This is a genomic window from Luteolibacter algae (genome assembly GCF_042683045.1).
GTDB lineage: Bacteria > Verrucomicrobiota > Verrucomicrobiia > Verrucomicrobiales > Akkermansiaceae > Luteolibacter > Luteolibacter algae.
Genome location: NZ_JBHUIT010000001.1, coordinates 118,643 through 136,936 on the forward strand (window position 1 = coordinate 118,643; position 18,294 = coordinate 136,936).

General features: G+C 53.8%; 19 protein-coding genes and 1 tRNA gene. 6 read left to right on the forward strand and 14 right to left on the reverse strand.

Annotated elements, in window-relative coordinates:
• Positions 1-22 precede the first annotated feature (22 nt).
• Positions 23-979: a YheT family hydrolase gene (locus ACFSSA_RS00515; RefSeq protein WP_386817806.1), complete on the forward strand. Its 957-nt coding sequence runs from the start codon at positions 23-25 to the stop codon at positions 977-979.
• 43 nt (positions 980-1,022) lie between these two features.
• Positions 1,023-1,097, forward strand: a tRNA-Arg gene (locus tag ACFSSA_RS00520).
• A 144-nt stretch (positions 1,098-1,241) separates the two neighbouring features.
• Here ACFSSA_RS00520 and ACFSSA_RS00525 read toward each other — a convergent pair.
• The 3 genes from ACFSSA_RS00525 to ACFSSA_RS00535 form a co-directional block, all read right to left on the reverse strand.
• A complete protein-coding gene (locus ACFSSA_RS00525) occupies positions 1,242-2,054 on the reverse strand; it encodes a PEP-CTERM sorting domain-containing protein (RefSeq protein WP_386817807.1) in 813 nt (270 codons plus the stop codon).
• 134 nt (positions 2,055-2,188) lie between these two features.
• On the reverse strand, positions 2,189-4,561 hold the full coding sequence (locus tag ACFSSA_RS00530; RefSeq protein ID WP_386817808.1) for a substrate-binding domain-containing protein: 2,373 nt from the start codon (positions 4,559-4,561) through the stop codon (positions 2,189-2,191).
• Positions 4,562-4,653: 92 nt separating this feature from the next.
• Entirely contained in the window at positions 4,654-6,174 is a 1,521-nt protein-coding gene (locus ACFSSA_RS00535; protein WP_386817809.1) for a sulfatase family protein, read from the reverse strand.
• A gap of 470 nt (positions 6,175-6,644) precedes the next feature.
• Here ACFSSA_RS00535 and ACFSSA_RS00540 point away from each other — a divergent pair, with 470 nt between their 5' ends.
• A complete protein-coding gene (locus ACFSSA_RS00540) occupies positions 6,645-6,959 on the forward strand; it encodes a hypothetical protein (RefSeq protein ID WP_386817810.1) in 315 nt (104 codons plus the stop codon).
• Positions 6,960-7,070: 111 nt separating this feature from the next.
• On the opposite strand, the gene ACFSSA_RS00545 is transcribed toward ACFSSA_RS00540, so the two are convergent.
• From ACFSSA_RS00545 to ACFSSA_RS00565, 5 genes are all read right to left on the reverse strand, one after another.
• Positions 7,071-7,886: a hypothetical protein gene (locus ACFSSA_RS00545; protein WP_386817811.1), complete on the reverse strand. Its 816-nt coding sequence runs from the start codon at positions 7,884-7,886 to the stop codon at positions 7,071-7,073.
• Between the two features lie 43 nt (positions 7,887-7,929).
• A complete protein-coding gene (locus tag ACFSSA_RS00550; RefSeq protein ID WP_386817812.1) occupies positions 7,930-8,154 on the reverse strand; it encodes a hypothetical protein in 225 nt (74 codons plus the stop codon).
• Positions 8,155-8,589, reverse strand: a complete 435-nt coding sequence (locus tag ACFSSA_RS00555) for an esterase/lipase family protein (protein WP_386817813.1) — start codon at positions 8,587-8,589, stop codon at positions 8,155-8,157. It abuts the gene before it with no gap.
• A gap of 15 nt (positions 8,590-8,604) precedes the next feature.
• Entirely contained in the window at positions 8,605-8,946 is a 342-nt protein-coding gene (locus tag ACFSSA_RS00560; protein ID WP_386817814.1) for a histidine triad nucleotide-binding protein, read from the reverse strand.
• A 126-nt stretch (positions 8,947-9,072) separates the two neighbouring features.
• Positions 9,073-10,032 (reverse strand): choice-of-anchor A family protein, encoded by a 960-nt coding sequence (locus tag ACFSSA_RS00565; protein WP_386817815.1) that lies wholly within the window; start codon positions 10,030-10,032, stop codon positions 9,073-9,075.
• A 161-nt stretch (positions 10,033-10,193) separates the two neighbouring features.
• On the opposite strand from ACFSSA_RS00565, the gene ACFSSA_RS00570 reads away from it, so the two are divergent.
• Together ACFSSA_RS00570 and ACFSSA_RS00575 are read left to right on the forward strand one after the other, a co-directional pair.
• Positions 10,194-10,835, forward strand: a complete 642-nt coding sequence (locus ACFSSA_RS00570) for a hypothetical protein (RefSeq protein WP_386817816.1) — start codon at positions 10,194-10,196, stop codon at positions 10,833-10,835.
• Positions 10,836-12,011 carry a lysophospholipid acyltransferase family protein gene (locus ACFSSA_RS00575; protein ID WP_386817817.1) on the forward strand — a complete coding sequence of 392 codons (1,176 nt, stop codon included), beginning with the start codon at positions 10,836-10,838 and terminating at the stop codon, positions 12,009-12,011.
• On the opposite strand, the gene rnhC is transcribed toward ACFSSA_RS00575, so the two are convergent.
• Genes rnhC through ACFSSA_RS00605 form a run of 6 tightly spaced genes read right to left on the reverse strand, consistent with a single transcriptional unit; the run spans position 12,003 to position 17,364 of the window.
• Positions 12,003-12,926 (reverse strand): ribonuclease HIII, encoded by a 924-nt coding sequence (gene rnhC / locus ACFSSA_RS00580; RefSeq protein WP_386817818.1) that lies wholly within the window; start codon positions 12,924-12,926, stop codon positions 12,003-12,005. The genes ACFSSA_RS00575 and rnhC overlap by 9 nt on opposite strands.
• Before the next feature lie 10 nt (positions 12,927-12,936).
• The gene (locus tag ACFSSA_RS00585) at positions 12,937-13,818 is read right to left on the reverse strand and encodes a helix-turn-helix domain-containing protein (protein ID WP_386817819.1); all 882 of its coding nucleotides are present in this window, start codon (positions 13,816-13,818) and stop codon (positions 12,937-12,939) included.
• Positions 13,819-13,874: 56 nt separating this feature from the next.
• The gene (locus ACFSSA_RS00590) at positions 13,875-14,696 is read right to left on the reverse strand and encodes a type IV pilin protein (protein WP_386817820.1); all 822 of its coding nucleotides are present in this window, start codon (positions 14,694-14,696) and stop codon (positions 13,875-13,877) included.
• Positions 14,693-15,769, reverse strand: coding sequence for a hypothetical protein (locus tag ACFSSA_RS00595; protein WP_386817821.1), 1,077 nt, complete (start codon positions 15,767-15,769; stop codon positions 14,693-14,695). Before ACFSSA_RS00595 ends, ACFSSA_RS00590 begins: the two co-directional genes overlap by 4 nt.
• The gene (locus tag ACFSSA_RS00600; protein WP_386817822.1) at positions 15,750-16,436 is read right to left on the reverse strand and encodes a hypothetical protein; all 687 of its coding nucleotides are present in this window, start codon (positions 16,434-16,436) and stop codon (positions 15,750-15,752) included. The genes ACFSSA_RS00595 and ACFSSA_RS00600 overlap by 20 nt, the downstream gene beginning before the upstream one ends.
• Positions 16,437-16,446: 10 nt before the next feature.
• Positions 16,447-17,364 (reverse strand): DUF6607 family protein, encoded by a 918-nt coding sequence (locus tag ACFSSA_RS00605; RefSeq protein WP_386817823.1) that lies wholly within the window; start codon positions 17,362-17,364, stop codon positions 16,447-16,449.
• 117 nt (positions 17,365-17,481) lie between these two features.
• On the opposite strand from ACFSSA_RS00605, the gene ACFSSA_RS00610 reads away from it, so the two are divergent.
• Positions 17,482-18,255, forward strand: a complete 774-nt coding sequence (locus ACFSSA_RS00610; protein ID WP_386817824.1) for a hypothetical protein — start codon at positions 17,482-17,484, stop codon at positions 18,253-18,255.
• The last annotated feature ends 39 nt before the right edge of the window (positions 18,256-18,294 follow it).

The following is an 18,294-nucleotide window of genomic DNA, read 5'->3' on the forward strand; positions in this document are numbered from 1 at the left end:
TTTCGTCTAAAAACTCTCATTCATGCCGCTCATCCAGCATTCAAACTATCGCGCACCTGTCTGGCTGCGGGGCGGACACGCTCAGACAATTCATCCCGTCCTGTTCCGAAAAGTCGAAAAAATTACGGCCCATCCCCACCGGCTGGAGCTGGACGACGGAGATTTCCTGGATGTGGAGTGGACGGGAAAAGATCGGGAACGCCTGGCCATCATCTCACATGGCTTAGAGGGTAGTCTAGGGGCAATCTACGTTCAGGGGATGGCTACGGCACTATGGAGACGAGGGTGGGATGTGCTTGTGTGGAGCTTTCGCGGTTGCAGCGGAGAGCTAAACCGTAATTCTTCGTTTTATCATAGCGGAGCAACCCGGGATTTGGACGCGGTTATCCAGCATGCCTTCAAGTGTCATCCCGCGAACAAGATAGATCTAGTGGGGTTCAGTTTGGGAGGGAACCTCACGCTAAAATATATTGGGGAGAGAGGGGGAGATATCGATCCCCGGATTGTTGCTTCCGCCTGCTTCTCTGTTCCATGCGAGTTGGCCAGCTCGTCTGCTGAGCTGGCAAGATGGGAAAATAAGATCTACATGGAGCGATTCCTTAAATCGCTGCGATCGAAGGTCCGCGAAAAGGCAATGGTTTATCCTGATGTGCTGGACACGAGAGGAATCGACGGACTCAAAAGCTTCGCGGAATTCGATGAGCGCTTTACTGCTCCCTTGCATGGTTTTTCCAATGCGGAAGATTACTGGATGCGTAGTAGCTGCAGGCAATTCCTGCCGGGTGTAACTATTCCCACATTATTGGTAAGCGCTGCGAATGATCCCATACTGGGGAAGGATTGCTACCCATATCCGGAGGCGGAAAACAGTGACTCGTTCTATCTCGAGGTGCCCCGGCAGGGAGGACATGTGGGCTTTGGCCCAGGCTCTGAGTATTGGTCGGAAACACGTGCTGCCGAATTTCTTGCACTGCGTTAGCTCTTGCACAGCCGCCCGCCAGAGACTAATAATTTTTTCGTTCGCTCCCGTAGTTCAACGGATAGAACAAGGGTTTCCTAAACCTTAGATACAGGTTCGATTCCTGTCGGGAGCACCAACTTCGAAATCGGGCGGAAAGTATAAACAGCATGAGAGCAGCTTTGTGAATGTGAAGTGACTCTCATTTGGCAAAGAAAAACCCCTGCCTAATTTCCGGCAGGGGTTAAAAAAATATGAAACCAAATCTGGAGAAAACCGATCTCTAGCGACGGCGCCGTGCAAAGAGACCCAACGCACCAAGGCCGAGAAGTGCCACCGAACTAGGCTCCGGGACAACACTCATACTATCTACCGCAACACCGCCAACCGCATTTACACCACCACCACCGGCAGATCCGGTGAAAAATACAGTGCTGTCGTTATAAAGAGCTGAATTTGTAATTGTGCTCGTGTTTCCCACTGCATTTCCATCGAAGAACAGTGCGACGACGAATTCGTTGGTTGTGGCCGTCTTGGTAATCGACATCGAAGCCGTGTGTGAATTTGTGTCCCGCGTCCCGAAGTAGTTGACTGTAGATGCCCCGTTGATCAGTGACATATTCCACTGGGTGCCGGTTCCGTCGCCCGAGGGTGTGGGAGTTGCGCCCAAAGCATTCGCGCTACTTCCTAGATTGAAACCGAGGTTGATACCACCCCCAGCTCCACCAGAAAAACCAATACTCCAGGCATTCGCATCAAAACTAGCGGCGTTGGCATTTCCAAAGGAGAAGGTGGTAGAAATTGTGATAGTTTGGCCGATCTCGAAAGAGTCTGAGGCGCTCTTGTAAATTTTCTGGAAATTTTGAGTCGCGGGAACAATGGACAAATATCCATCGCCGTTGACATCGGTGGTTGTCATATCCGCCTCCGGATCTGTGGCCGGTAAGGCTGTCAGAAGCCAGCCGTTTATACCTGCAGGAGATGAATCGTCCGTATAGCCGGTAGTGAAGCTGTCGGTAAATGTTGCAACAGCTGCAGATGAAGAGAGCGCAGTCCCGAGGAAGGTGGAAAGGAGTAATATATCTAGTTTTTTCATAAGGACACTAAGATCTGAGTGGAATGGTTTAGAGGTTTGAAGTGATTCCCAGCGGTGAGAATTTAGACAACTATAGTCGAAGTATCTCTTAAGGAAAGACGTTGAGTCGACAATGTATACAAATATTGCGCAAATTAAGCGCGTTTTTTACGGATTTTCCTAAATTCCAGAGGAGTGTAGAAATAGCTCTGTTTGAACAACTTGCAAAAATATCTGCTGGATCCGAAGCCAGTGCGCCCGGCGATTTCCTGAACAGAAAGAGAAGTTTGGGTAAGTAAATCGGCGGCTGTATGAAGACGGGCAGCGGTGAGATAAGTGGTGATCGTTTGGCCAAGATGAAGCTTGAAACGGCTTTCCAAAGTGCGTCGGCTAACGCCGCTGGCTTTTACGATGGCTTGAGTCTGAATGGGAAGCGTGTGATGGGTGCGGATAAACTCCGTCGCGGCCATCAATGCGGAATCGGGCTTCCCCAAGCTATGCGTGCTGGTCCGCTCAACGACCATGCGGGGAAGAATTGTGCCGGAGCCCTGTGGAGCGGTGACTTCACCTTCAAGGATTGATGTGAGCGTTTGCATCGCGTGGTAACCCAGCTGTGTGAAACGCATATCGACACTGCTGAGCGATGGGTGGGTGCGGTTGGTCAAAAACTCGTCATTGTCCACTCCGAGAATTGCGAGATCCTGTGGCACACGGATGCCGAGCTGGATGCAATGACGTAGCATAAAGACCGCAAGAGCGTCATTGAAGGCAAAGAGCGCCGTGGAAGGTGGCAGTTCTTTGAGCCAGTGGCAGGCTGTATTATCGTCGGAAAGCTCTAGAATTTTTATCGAGGTGGAGGGGATCCCTGCATCAACAAGGGTGGTAAAAAATCCATCGAAGCGCTCCACGTAACGTTGATCGGGCATTCCATCAGTCGGGGGCTTTGCATGGCTCCCCCAATCACAATAGCCGAAACTGGAATAGCCCTTGCTGAGAAAATGTCGGGCGGCAAGGACCCCGGCATCCCGGTTATCGGTATCGACCTTCCACGATTTAGGATGATGGTGTTCCTCACTGAGATAGACGGTCGGTTTCAAGCCGATGAGTTCCTTGGGGAGCGGAGTGCTTGTCGCGACGATAAATCCGTCATGATTGGTCAGCGGTGTGTTGCCGGACGAGGCGAGAGTGAGGGCGCCGCCTTTTGATGGAACCACATGGAGCGTAAGATGAATGCTGGGATGCTCCCGGATGAACCTTTCGATGCCTTGGAGGCTTTCACGTGCCGCCTGCCCCTTCAAATTGGTAAGGAAGCAAATGGAATGGCTGCGGAAAACCTCGCGCTCCGTCCCAGGCTTGTGAGGGTATTCCGTGGCATTGATCGACTCCCGGTATGCGCCGGGAGACTGGCCCTCGATCTTTGAGAAGGTCTGTCTGAGACTGGTGGCCTGTATCCCTAGCTTTTCGCTGATTCGTTCGAACGTTAGATTCGTGGTCCTCAGCAGACGCTTGGCATGCTTGATACGAGCCTTGACGATGCTGCTCCGCATAGTGCAGTCGAGCTCTTGCCGGAAGAGTGCCTCCAGCCTTCTGAGGCTGATTCCAAGCTGGGCGGCAATGTGAGGAGGCGAAGGGGGAGCTGTCGAGTCACTATCGATCAGGTCCATGGCTGCGCGAACGGTGGCGCGGCTGGAGGTGGCGTGCCCCGTGGATTCGCGCAACTCGGCCTTGGGCTCCGGGGATGGAGTGGGTGGAGTAAAATCACTTTTCTCCAAATGGGCGATCAGACGGGCGGTTTCCATGAAGCCCAGCGCTTCATTTCCAGGATCAATACTGGATAGAAACGGATAGTTGAGCGAGCACAGCAGACGGTCATTGTTTACGCCGATAACGGAAACATCCTTTGGAATTGCCAGACCGAGATGGCGGCAGGCTTCGACGATCTCCAGGCTTCCCAGGTCATTGAGAGTCAGAATGGCAGCTGGTTTCGGCAGATTATTGATCCATTGACCGAGAGTGATTGGATCCACCGGGCCGCAAGTCATGAGGCGGGTGTCAATGTCAACGACACCCAGAGATTCCAACCCAGCGCGGAATCCGGAGAGTCTGGCCGCGCTCCGGCTGTTGGCGATGGGGTGGCCGTCCTGAGCGCCATCATAGTATCCGTAACTTACCGGTCCCAGACTGTGGAGAATTCCCGCAGCTAAGCTGCCGATCTTGTGGTGGTCGATCGGCGTGAATCCCAGAGCAGTGGGACTGGCGATGTGGTCCAGCTGAATCGTGGGGATGCCAGGGGGAAGCTGCTCTACATGAAAACCAGTGGCGCATAGTAGAAGCCCATTGCAGGTATTGATGAAGCTATAGGATAGAAGAGACTCGGCGGTGAGAGGTTCCAGCTCCACATCCGGCCTGTGGTCCCGGACGTAGCGGGTGGCACCGCGGATAGTATTCCTGCCGAACGAAATCTGCGGATTGGCCATGATGCCAATCCGCAGCGGCTTTCTAGTGCTATCGGTGGGAGGAAAAGGCATTGTTAATCTTCGGATAAACTTTGATACCAATTCCTTCGGATAGCCGGGAAATTCATGGCCGTCGGCTCAAAAACTTCCCTTGGGATATGTGGTTACTGGCGGCCCGGAGCCGTGGGGCGACCGGATTCGAGAATGTCCATATAGTCTTTGAACATTTGATCGGTCCGCTCTTTGAGCTCGGGATTAGCAATAAGGTTCTTGGACTCACGAGGGTCCTTTTCAAGATGGTAAAGGGCTTTTGGCTTATATTTTGTTCGCTTGAAATCGCTCTGGATGACGAGTTTCCAGCCGTCTTTACGGATCATTAGCTCCTGATTGGCGCCGGCTTGATTGACCCAGTAATCGCGCTGTTGAAAAGTGCCCGATCCCGTCAGAAGCGGCAATAGATTATTGGAATCCTGAGCCTGTCCCTTTGGGATCTCAGTGCCTACCAAAGCGGCGAACGTGGCGACCATATCCTGGTTCACAGCGAGCTCATCGGTAATGCCTGGTTTGATATGGCCCGGCCAGACGGCGAAAAATGGAATCCTGTGGCCACCTTCCAATGGAGAATTTTTGGTGCCGCTCCATTCTCCGCCTGGGCGATAGCCGAGAGCACTCGCTTCTTTGTCGCCGAGGCCTCCATTGTCAGAAGTGAAAACAAAGAGCGTGTTTTCGTATTCACCGGATTCCTTCAATGCATCGACGATTCGTTTGATTTCCATGTCCAGCTCCACAACCATATCGAGGTGATCGGTGGGTGCCGCGCCTTTGATTTTCTTGCCATCAAAGGTATCCGGCGGGCAATGGGGCACGTGCACCATGGGCGCGCAGTAGTAGAGGAAAAACGGCTTTTCTTTTTTTGCGCTGGTCTGGATGAATTCGACAGCTTTTGCGGAAAGAATATTGCCTAGCTCACGCGCATCCCAGTTGGAATCTCCCATGCCGGCTCCTTTGTCGCTTACATCCTTCGGTCGTTTGGCTGTTTCCTTATTGAAAAAGATAATTTCCGAATCCTTCGCCCATGGATACCATGTTTCATTTTCATAAAGCAGATACAGGGGGCCCTGGATTCCACATGGAGTGGTAAAGTCATAATCAAATCCGCAGAACTTCGGCCCGCTGCCGGCCCATTTCGTGAGGTCGACCTCGCCTGTAAGATCTCCATCCTTTTTGCCGCGGTAGATCTCATCTTTTCCGGGGATTTTGAAATCTCCTCCGAGGTGCCACTTTCCAATAAAGCCGGTGTTGTATCCGGCCTCTTTGACCACGGAGCCGAGAGTGGCTTCACCTGGTTTGAAGGCGGTGGGGGCGAAAGTGCTCCAAACTCCCGGAGGGGCATAAGAGCGGTAATTGTTGTTCCCGCTCATCACCGCGTAACGTGTGGGAGCGCATAGCGAGGTGGCCGAGTGTCCGTCTGTAAACCAGAGGCCTTCCGCCGCGAGGGCATCTATCGCCGGTGTATGCACAAGAGGTTTCTTTTTTTGTATACTATTTGCATAGTAGCTTATGTCACCCAGTCCTAGGTCATCGGCCATGATGAACACGATATTCGGCTTAGGCTCTGCGGCTTTGCCGCAGATTGGTAAGAGCAGTGCGCTCGATAGGAGTAATATTGATGTCTTTACGTTCATATGTCTAAAAAGGGGGTTCATCTGCCGTTGGTTCAAGCCAATAGGAGCGTGTAACCGGTAGAATCCTTTAGCGCCCGATTGGATCTGTTGCCCAAGTCATCTTCGTTTTGATCAAGCCGATCACTTTTTCTACTGAGTATGGGATTCACGGTTGCTGATCTTTTGGTGGAAGGGTGGCTCGGGAAGGCGGATCTTACTTCATTGATGCTCTAAAATTATACAGAAAAGCGCACGAATTATACGTCGATTGCGTCGCGAACTATCGCGGAAATTGCAACGTTGCTGGGTAATAGGCGATTCCGAGGGCGGGAAGATCCAGCGGATCAATCCTATTTACACGGATTTTTCGTGAAGACTTTGAGCGTGGGGGAGAGTTGCAGGCAGAAAAAATCTGAAAAATCTTTTCAAGATACGTGAATAATTTACGCAGAGGAGAGGTCGAAGCTTGCGTAACGAAAAATTACCAAGCTATGAAAAAACTGATTACTACTCTCGCTGTTGGGGCTTTTGCCTTCGTTGGGACCGCTGTTGAAGCCGATGCCCGCCCGCACCGCTCGCATCATGTTCCTGCTAGTCAGGTCTACATCAGCGGCTATCACCACGGTCGTCCGATCTATACGGAAAAATATTTTATCGGTTACGATTGTCACGGGCATCCGCGCTACGGATATCGCACGGTCTCCGCGCCGCGCCGTGGATATGATCGCTGCGGAACCGATTATCATCGCGGAGGTGGCGGATACCGCTCTTCAGGCACCCGCGTGAGCATCAGCTTCGGGCGTTAATGGGATCTAACTTTTGTGTGCCGATTGTGTCTGGTCGGGCTCCCCGTGAGTGAAAGCTCCGGGGAGTTTTTTTTGTCGTTGAAGCTTGGAAATATTGGATCGCTGTGGCTTTCAGAGCGGCCGAGCGTATGTGTCGCAGCGGTTGTGCCAGCCTGGTAGCCATTTTCCTTCATTACGATCCGCCGGAGCATTTGCCACACGGCGGGAAAGCATTCGCTTCGCCGATGCCGCAAACTCGCGGGCAGCATCCGGCCCCGCGGATACGGAATTCATGCCGCCCAGAACCTGAAGCAAGCCCCAGCCCTGGCCATTGTATTTCTCGGTGGATTTGATGCCCTCACCCTTGAAATTCACGTAGTCAATCAAGGCGTATTGTCCTTGGGCGGTCGTGGCCACTTTCTGGTAGTTTGCCTGAATCTTTGCCCGCTCAGAAGCAGGGGCCGCTGCCAGCATCTTTGGCAATGAGGCGCGCGAGCGGGCGATGATGAAATCGGTTTGTAAGCTAACGTTGGATGCCAGCCATTTACGTAGCCCGGACATCTCCGGAGAATTGAACTGCGCCTGGAATTCCGCTCTCGTGCGCCATGGGCTGAAACGGTGCTTTGCGACCGGGGGCGGATTTGCTCCCTCACGTGCCGCAAATGAGACAAATGACGGCCAGCTTTCCTCGAACGGACCATTAAAGCCGGCCGGATACCAGATAAAATGACCAATGCCGAGCGAGGGAAACTCTTCTCCCGCATTCCAGGCTGTTAGGCCACTAACCGATCCCCCACTTTCATTTTGCCAGATTTTCCTACCGATCGTTTCTTTCTGGGCAGCGCTCAAATTGCTGGCTGCGGCGGCTCCGGCGGACATGGGAGGGCTTCCGGGAGCGCAGGCGACGAGGGAAATTGCGATGGCGAAAGCGAGTTTTTGAAATTTCATAGGGGTCTGTTGAAGGAATTTTTGTGGATGGGTAGGAGGCCGCTTATTTAGTGAAGCGTTTTTCGATATCGTCGAGAACGGATTTCGTATGGAGCATCAACGGATGTAGGGCGACTGAGTGAGAGCGGTTCTCGGCCACGGACCAGACCGAGGACTCGGGTGGTAGTATGATAAGGTCCATTGGCGTGTGGTAGGAGACGATGGGGATATTGCCGAGGGTGTGATCACTTTCATTCAGTTCCCTGAGGAATTCACTACCGGGACGCATCTAGAGGGCTCCTCTTCCCGGGAAAAACCGGGCGGCTTTGGTTCCATGGTGGGGAGAGGAGATGGTGATGAATGTTTCACAGCGTCTTGCTCCATCAAGCTTCTGTAGATAATAGCGGGAAACCAAGCCTCCCATGCTGAAGGCAACGATTGCAATCGGGTCTTCCATGCCGAATTTTTCGTCGATATCGCACTTAAGGTTTTCCGCGAGGGTATCAAGGCCGCTCGATCCGGTATTTGGCTTCAGCCTTGGGACAAAGCACTCGATGCCGTGCGTTTCCAGCCGGGTTTTCAAGGACTCGAAAGCTTTCCCATCCTCCAGAATCCCATGGACAAGGACCACACGTTGGTAGCGCGGCTCGGACGGTTGCGGATGGCAGGAAGCTGCGGTTGCGAAGATTCCTGTGAAAAGCTGGAAGAAACGAGCGGTGATCATACTCCGTGGGATCTGCTAGCCGGGAGGCCATGTGAGCTGCCTGCCACCGAGCAGGTGAACGTGCAGATGGGGAACCGTTTCCCCGCCATGCGGACCGTTGTTGATGACAAGGCGGTAGCCGCTTTCCTCGATGCCGACTTTTCTGGCAACCTCCGCCGCGACGAGCAGCAGATGCCCAAGCGTGGCGGAGTCATCGCTCGTCGCTCCACCAATGCGTGGAATCGGATGTCGGGGAGTAATCAGAATGTGTGTGGGCGCCTGCGGGGAAATATCGGGAAATGCGCAGCAAAGCTCATCGCGGTGGATGATATCCGCGGGAATTTCACCATCGTAGATTTTCTGGAATAGCGTTTTCACAGAGCAAGACCTTGGCAGGGAAAATCCGTGGTGCAAGTAAGTGCTGAATGGATAAGAACAAAAATGGCTCAAGCTCCGGGGGAGAGCTTGCGCCATGGCTTGGGAAGTATTTCCTAGAATTATAAATCAGGCGTTCCGCTTACGGCGTAGCAGCAGGGCTGTTGCACCCAATAGGCTGAGAAGTGCCGATGAAGGCTCTGGAACCACAATGTTTCCATCGTAGCTGGGAAGATGGACCTCGCTGGTAGTCGTCAGGTTCTTCGCGTAGATGGAGCCGTCGATCACACCGGAAGTGGTGACCGAGGCATTCGGCGCCAGCACCTGGCCCTGCATGTTCTTGGAGCCGAAGTTGATATCTGTCGCCTCATAAAAGTTCCAGATGACGCGTTTGCTCCATTGATCCTGGGTGAGATCGCCTACGATGTTTCCCGCTGTCCAGTTGATGACCGCTCCGGCGACATTGATGAGAATGTCTGCCGCATTGTTGGTGATAAGCTCGATCTGCTGGACTTTGTTGTTCCCGAAGATGTCAGATGCGGACAGGGAAAAAACGGCAAGACCGTTTGAATCCGGAGCAGCAGTCATTTTGAAGGGACCCGGCTGGCCCGGCGAATTCGCGATCAACATGCCTTTGCTATTCGCGCTCAGGTTCGAGAGGCTTTGGCTGGCGGCGTTGAGATCATTGAAAATGCCTGAATAATCCGCATTTGGATTGGAGATCAGGGAACCGCCACCATTGTAATTGATTCTACGGCCATTGCTGGTGCCGCCTAGCTCCAGGCTGCCTGCATTGAGCTGTAACGGATTGCCGCTGGCGATGTTTCCTTGGACACGCAGAACAAGATCGGTTTTTGGAACTTTGTTCTGGAGGCGGATGCCGAAGTTGGCACTGCTCGATGAAGTAAGGTTGCCCCCAACAAGGGTGCGTCCTTCGACATCGGAATTGGTGGAGAAATTCCCGCTAACGATGACACTATAGTCCGAAAGAGGGGTGAGATTTTGAGCGGATGCGACACTACCTAGGCACGCGAGGGCCCATAAGGAGAGTGACAGCAATCCACCGCGAGGGGGGGATGGTGAATGCATGACGGCCGGATTCTACCCTATAAAAACTAGTTAGCAATCCGGATATTGTGACAAATTTATATATTTTTCATTAATTTTGATTAATAATCAGGCTTTGATGGTTTTTCTATCGAGGCTTCATCAGCCTTGCCAAGGGGTCGAAATCCGATTTACCCAAACGTGTGCCAAATTCTCCAAACCATAAAACCAGCCAGGGTTCTTGGAAAAAAACGCTGTTGCGTGGAGTGCTGGTTTGCATCGGCTCCGTAACGATTCTTCTACCCGCGTGGCTGCCGAATCGCCCGGGGGCCCCCTTGGAGCGGGGAACGGTCGAGCTACTTCAGGCAGGTTTGCTTGCTGCATCGACGGCAGTCATGATTGGGGCGCTGGCCCACTCGGGAAACCGGCGGGCGGTTTGCCGGGTTCTGGCTTTGGGACTCGCGGCGGCTTTGGTGGGTGAATTGGAAGACTTTATTTCCGGGATCATGGAGTGGCGGTTTCCTGATGCGTGGGTGATCGGGATTCTGCTCTTTGCTGCTCTGATCACCGCGTTGCGGCACCGCAAGGTGATGGTCAGGTTTTTCGGAACCATGGGCCATCACGCCGGAGCAGGATTTATTGGTGCCGCGTTGTTGATTTTGTATGTCTTCAATCGGGTGGTAGGTGCCCCACAGTTCTGGCAAGCCTCGTTGGGCGAGGATGCGTTTTCGGCTGAAATCCCCCGGATTTGTAAAAGTTATCTCGAGCTGCTAGCATGTTATTTCATTTTGGTCGGCTCTGTGGGCTTGGCGATTACCCTGGGTAGACGGGAGGAGCTGAGTTAGATGGCGGCGGGATTCACAAAAAAACTTAGCTGGAGGATTGAGGCGATCGCCCACTCATTGGTGGCGATGGTGATGCGGCAGCTGCCTGCGGAGACGGTTTTCTGCGTAGGTGAAGCCATGGGAAAGATGATCTGGCCCTTTATGACGCGGAGGCAGCAAACGATTTCCAGGAATCTCCGGGTAGCCTTGGCCGGAGAAGAGCTTTCGCTCGATGAAATCGCAGAGTTTGCGAGGAATTCCTTTATCCGGACTACGGCGAATCTTGTCAGTTCCGCGATCACCTCAAAGGCATCCAAAGAGGGTCTCGGCGATCTGCTGACTGTTGAGAATCCGGAAGTGATGGACGCTGCGGTGGCAAAAGGTCGGGGAGTGGTTCTGTTGCTGGCGCACATGGGGAACTGGGAGCTGCTGACACGAATGCACCGGACCTTTCCCGAGGGGACAAAAAGCGGCGCTTTCTACCGTCCATTGAACAATCCCATTCTCAACGAGCGTGTGCTGAAGGAGCGTGAGGCGGATGGGACGCGGTTATTTTCCAAGCGGGACAGTCTGCATCAGGTTGGTGGTTTTTTAAGGGAAAACGGAGTGATTGGGATTCTCGCCGACCAGCGGGTGGGAATGCAGGGAGAGAATGTCTCGTTCTTCGGTAGAATCACCAAAGCAAGTCCGCTGCCGAGCCTTCTGGTTCGTCGCTGCAAAAGCGAAGTCCTGGCGTTGTCTTTGAAAACAGTGGCTCCGGGGAAATGGAGTGCACGTTATCACAAGGTGGAAAAACCTTATAACTCTTCCAACTGCATGAGGGCTCTGGAAGAGGCTATGAAAGTCTCCCCCTTGGATGTGTTTTGGCTACAGGAGCGCTGGAAACTTTATATTTCAGGTGAAGTGCCATTGCGTGAGTGGTTATCAAAGGAGGAATTACGTGGTGAAAAACCGCATCGGGCAGTCATCTGGACAAAGCCTGGTGAAGAAACGCGATCGCTGCCCGAAGGCTTTCAGCATGGAGATGTTCACTACGAAAGGGTATCGGGAAAAAGTGTCGATGAGCTCGGGGATCTTGATCAATCGAAGCTGCTTCCCATCGATTTTGTGCTGACGTTTTCGGCCGATGACGAGTTGTGGAAGCGCGGCAAAGAGCTGGGAATTCCGGTCTATTCGTTGGAAAACGCCTCAGAGTAATCCGGTGACTTGTTGGGTGGTCTTGAAGTGAAGTTTTGCAAATTTACCGAGCACTTCTTTGCCGTGTAGTGAGACGAGTTTCTTCCCGGTGGTGACAACGCCTGGAGAGGCACCAAGCGGGATCGTGAAGCCGACTTTTTTTGTCGCCGCATCCATCCAGTCGATGAACCGTTCCCTTGCCAATATGGATGCCGCAGCCACGGCGGTGTCGGATTCTCCTTTGGTTCGTTGCTCCAGCCGCAGGGTAATTTTTTTGTTCTTCAATGCCGTTTGGAGGACATCGGCACGGGCAAATTGGTCCGATAACGCGCGTGGGCAGTCAGGTTTCAGCTCAATGAGTTTTTCGATGACGGTCGCATGTCCCCAGGCGAGCATCCGGTTGAGATTGCGAAAGGAATCATAAATCTCGTTATAACGTTCCGGACGTATGGCGATGATATCGTAGGCGATATCCGGTGTCGCCTTGATCAGTGCTGCCAGCTCCCGGATGCGGGCCGGGGTGTTGATTTTTTTGGAGTCCATGATGCCATTTGCAATCAAATGGCGGGCGATCTTCTCATCGGTATAAACTCCGGCAATGACCAGCGGGCCGAAGAAATCTCCTTTGCCACTTTCATCGATTCCAAAATGTGGGGCAAAATGTTCATCATCTTCATTCGCCCCGGGTTCCGCATGTCCGCCGGGTGACGCAATTCCGGTGACTTCCGGCTCCAGTATGAAGTGAACAAACTCCTCCGTGTCTTTCCCTTGGATGAGAACTTTCGGGCCTTTCTGATAGACGCTGATGCTTAGTTTACCCTTTTTCGCAGCGTAGATTGTGTAGGGCTTCTCCATGAAATCAAACCCGCGATCCTCTAAAATCTTCCGAAGTTTGGTCGCTTGGGCGATAGATAGCGGGGCGGTGTGAGAAGTCATTCGCGGAAAACTAAGCGGTTTTTTTTTGCGAAGCCAGCCATTCACGGGGCGATGTGCCGACTTCTTCCCGGAAGGCTTTGGCGAAGTGACTGAGGGATTGGTAACCGACTTCCAGAGAGGACTCCGTGATGTTCGATTTTCCTGATGCCAGCAGCTCGCAGGCCCGCTCGATCCGCAGGCGCCGGAGATGACGCTGCAGGGTGGAGCCTGTCTCTGCCCGGACTTTCCGGGAAAGGTAATGCGGCGCGATGCCTGAATGCCGGGCGAGGGCGGGGAGATCCAGTGGCTCATCGAGATGTGATGCTAGATGGTCCAAAGCACGCCGGACGGGATTTTTGTCGCGGATGCTTGCACAGAAGCTCGGCACCTGGTCGGTGGGTGATGTCCGGAAAAGCCTCACTGCCGCCCACTCCAGTATTTTTGCTTCGGCGATGAGTTTTCCGGGTGCCGGGCTGCTTGCGATTCGTCCCAGAGCATGGCCAAGTTCGTTTTCCCAGACGCCCATCAGACCGCAGAAGGCGACGGGACATCCCGCGGAAAGCCATTTTTTCATTTCCGGGTGGAGCAACGCCCGGCCCAGCCGGGATGCAAGCCAGGTGGGATCAATCTTTACGATATCAAGGTGATGCTCGCCCGGATATCTCAGGCACATCCAGTCGGACGGATCGCCGCCGCCGGTCAGCGCATACATTCCGGGCTTTAGAATGAAGCGGTCCTTGCTGCCCCAGATCAATCCGTTTCCCCCATGGTTCATCCACAGCCAGATCTGGCCCTTGGAGGGAAATTGCCACCTCAGGCCAGCATTGTTGATCCGTGTGCGGAATCCGCCAGTGATCAGGCCCGGAGCTAGCAGGCTCCAGCTTAGATCGAGGTTATCATCGGTATCAGGCACACGGCATCGATAGTCTTATTGAGATCTATTCGCAATAAGAGTTTCATTTTTTATATTTAGTTCGATCCGACACGAATCAGGAAATCAGGATCATTTTCGATTGCCGCCTGGTTCGACCAATGGCGCATGTCCCGCATTTCGTCCTCATCCATCAGTTGAACATTCCCTGCAAGGCAGGCGGTTACTGTTTTCCCATCGTAACGGAAATCCACAAAACCATGGCTGGATGCCGGGCTGTCCTCGCTAAATTCTGTGGAAGACCAGATCGGGCGGGTGAGTTTTGGCGAGCGTATCTCGAAATAGCCCGGGCTGTCTTTCCCGGAGCGTGCCGAGGAGAAAACGATCAGTTCCTCCGGGGCGTGAGCCTCCGCGAGATGGGTGAGATGAAATTTTCCATAGGCTTCCAGCAGCCGTGGGGATGGAGGGAGCGGGCTGCCACTCCCGAAGTGTCCGCCGAGAAAGACGGCATTGATACCCAGATTTGGTTTCACGCTGACAAGGTAGTCGCTGTTTTGTTCGTCCAGGGCGGTCTCGTTGCCGTTGAAAAGCATGACTCCATCAATGCGCGGAGCGTTTGCGGCGAGCCGCCACGGGTAACGCGCATTCATCGGGGAGGCCAATGGCCTGCCATCAAGATCTGTGACTTCTGGATCGGATTGGTAGCCGGGCATCACCTGGCCATTATGATCGGAAGGGTAGGAAAGATAGGCTGTGATCAGATTTTTGGCGGCGTTGATTTCCGTGACCATTCGCGCTTTCTGACGCAGGCTGAGATAGCCTGTCGCGGAGATGCCAGCAAGGGTGGCAATGATCGCTGTGGTGACCAGGAGTTCTAAAAGTGTGAAGCCGCTTGCGTGGGGGCGTATGCGTTTTTTCATAGTGAAAGGGGTGTTCTGGAGAGGCGGAAAAACCGTTTTTCCTGAGGTGAATTCTGTTGCCAGGAGAAGGACCTGGCGGTCTGCGTGGAAAAGGTTTCAAGATCCATCCACGAGTTTTCCGTCAGGTCGGGACTCGCTTGGAGCACATAGCTGAAGCCCGGGAGGGCGACAAAAGAGAGGGCTACCTCCCCCGAGCTCTTCCGCTCGAAACTATTGAAGCCAAGCTCCGGTAGATTGTAGCTGATGCTAAGGCGGGGTGCGGAGTCTCCGAAGAGCTCGTGGACCGGATCTTCCTTGGTGTAGTAGGATACGAATTCGCCACCCTGCTGGAGTGCCGGATGAAGTGAGGTGACCGTCAGCCAGATAAACCCTTGGTTCAGGCTCTCACGGAGGTAACGGCCGATATCCGCCTGGCCATGGGAAATATGGTAGATCACCGTGGTGTCGACCGGGACCAGATCACCCGTCGATAGGCCGGAAATTTCCGCGATTGCCCAGGGCGCCGGTTCAAACCCATCGGTCACATTGTTGCTGACGTCACGAGGTGCGCCCGAGGGATCGAAGCCCAGCGCGTAGGCATTGCGTTTTCCTCTCGAAGCATCTCCCATCGGCGAAGTTTCCGTGAAAGTCGATGCCTCGTTTTCGTTACGAAAACCAGTGCCGAAAAGCTCCAGCGGACGCCCGCTATCAGCATCGGGAAGCGCTAGGTAGCCATAGGTAGACCAATGGTCCTCGCTGGGATCATAACGGAAAAGTCTGTCCTGGGCGATGACTGCCGAGAGTGAAATACTGTTTATTTCGTAGTTTTCCGCTCCCAGTCCGGTAGGGATTCCTGCCGACTCGGTATCGAATTTCACGATAAACTGGCCGAAGCGATCGTCCTGATCTCCTGCGGCAGGAAGAGCGCTGAAGGTCGATGCCTGGGCGCGGAATCCCGGCGTGCCATTGGAAGGATACATCCAGCGGTCTTCGGATGGTTCCAGGATGGTGAGTGTCACGCTCTCCCCAGCTGCCGCCGAGCAAGTGAGGAGAGCGCCTAACAACACGGAGAATCTAGTAATTACTGCTTTCACGGCGACGCTTGAAGCTGAGAAGTGAAAACGAAAGAAGCGCGAGCAAAGGTGCTGCTGGCTCCGGGACGACTTGGGTGAAGCTATCGGCTACGGCGAGATCCAGCTGGTAAATCGTGCCGTGCGGAGCAGTGGTCCACTCGATGGTGTAGCTGGAGATATTTTCAGGCGCCGAGGATAAATCCCATTGCCATGCATAGTTGGTCGAGGGCACTGGCGGCCCACCGAATCCGCCGGAGAAATTCCCTGTCGAAGTGCCGGTGTGGCTGGCGGCGATGGATTGGGCGCCTCCGTTGAAGCTGAGCACCGGATCACTGCCAAATGCGGAACCTAGATCTGCCTGGAAAATGATCGTTTCCGGATTCAAGGAAGTGGTGCCCGAGATACTGAAGGTGCCGGGTGTGCCTGCATCATAAAGGGAAGACGAGGCAAAATAGCCACCACCGGAGACTTTATTGAAGGAGCCGTTAGCGGTCGAGCCGGAGTCTGGATCGATCGCTGCCGGCCAAGGATTTGTCGCTGTAGGGTAGGATGGGTATCCGCTTGCCGAGGTGTAGTTTGTGGCATTGAGTCCAGTCCAGGCTGCGGATTCCGAATTTCCCGGAAGCGTGAAGCTGATGGCGGCATGCAGTGGTGAGGATAAGGCGAGAAGCAAAACGTGAAATTTCATATTTTTTGGATCAGTTTATGGTGAGATAGGGGCGGAGGGTCTTGGCGGTTTCCGTAGCTCCGGGTGCGGTTTTCTGCAGATCGCTCAGAGCTTGTGAGAGACCGGTGCCGCTGTGGGAGGTGGTGTAGGAGAAGGTCTTTTCCGCTGAATCACATGCGCTGAGCCAGAAGGCGCGGATATCCTTCCAGGCAGTTTGGTTTTCCCGCCACCAGTTGAGCGCGATTTCGGCCCTTTCGGATTCCACGCGTGTGTAGCGGTTCAGGCCCGTTTCGTGTGCGATCGCTTTGCTGGGATTGCCCCGGTCAATAACTTTCAGGTTGTCCTGGAAATGAAGCCAACCGGTCCCGGAAACGGTGTGGGTATTGGTGCCGAGCAGGTAATCGTAATCGTCTCTTACCGAGTATTCCCGGCGCGGCAATGGACGGCGTGTATCGGCGCCCCGCCATGTGGAAATACCGAGCCCGTGGCTCCATTTTCCCGATCCTTCATAGCGAGGGGTATCATCTACACTGGTGACAAGCTGAGTCCATCTTCCTGCGGAATCCTCCTTCCGAAGGGTAATCCTAGTCCATTCATCAATGCCGTCCGCACCGCTGTAAGCGAGCAGCTCGCTATCCTGCCAAGTCCAGATCTGCGCCCAGTGCTTGATGACCATATCGGTCTTCTTCTTCGAGTGGTTTACGACAAGAAGATGCTGGAGAATGATTCTCTCCGGGGTGTTTTCCGCGACCACGACGACTTCCAGGGCGTGCTCGTGATAGGGCTTGCTGGCTATCGGGTAATTCTCGGTGAAACTGGAGTCTTCTGTGAAATTGAAATCGACCTCGAAGGTGCCGGCCATCGAGAGGATGGCTTTGCGGTCGGCCTCTGGTGGAGCTGCTTGCAAATTTAGAGCGGCTAGAAATAGGGAGCTGAGTATTGCTTTCACGGACAGAACCATGCGCTGGTCCTCGATTTCCCGCTAACGCCCGGTTGTCACAGATGAGCGGTAGCTTGTCATTGCCGCGTGACACGGAGGGGCGCTGGCGTAACATCCGCGACTGTGATGAAAATTAAGTCCCATTACTGCCGGAGCTTGGTTCTGAGTATTCCGCTGTGGCTCGGTGCGATGATTTCCTGTGCCTCCCAAGCATCTTTGCCAAGCCCCTCATTGCCGGCTCCGAAGGCTCCTCCTCAGATTTTTTCCGAGTATAGTGCTGATAGAGATGCCACAATGGCGGGTGGATGGACGCGGGGAATGGATATGTCCGGAGTGGCTTTCGATGATACACGCACTGCGACTCTGATCACTCCCAGGCACGTTGTGATGGCGAAGCACTATTCCCGGAATGTGGGCGATGCCGTGATTTTCCATGATCGGAATGGCCGCCGCGCCGTGCGCAGGATTCAAGCTTTGATGGCGACTTCTTCCGATATTATGGTTGGATTGCTCAATGAGCCCCTGCCAGCCGCGTATCACAGCTATGCGCTGCCCTCCGTTTCTCCGAATACTGCGGACTTAGTAGATCGGCCGGTAATAGTCAGTGATCAAAAAAGGTCTCTTTTCATTCATTTGATTTCATCTATCCACGGTGGAACGATCGCTTTCAAGCAGGACGAGTCAGATCGGTATGGGTGGGGTAAGAATCTGGTGGTTGGAGACAGTGGTAACCCATCGTTCATGATCTCAGGTGGCGAGTTGGTATTGCTGGAGACCCATACCTATGGGGGCGCCGGATCCGGGCCGTTTTACGGGGCTGCTTCCGTCCAGACGGAGATTCGCGAAGCGATCACGAAGCTGGATCCCGGCTATCGGATTCGGACGGTGCGGATTCCTTGAAGATTGTCCCGCAGAGCTTCTCGGAGCTTGAGTGCCGGA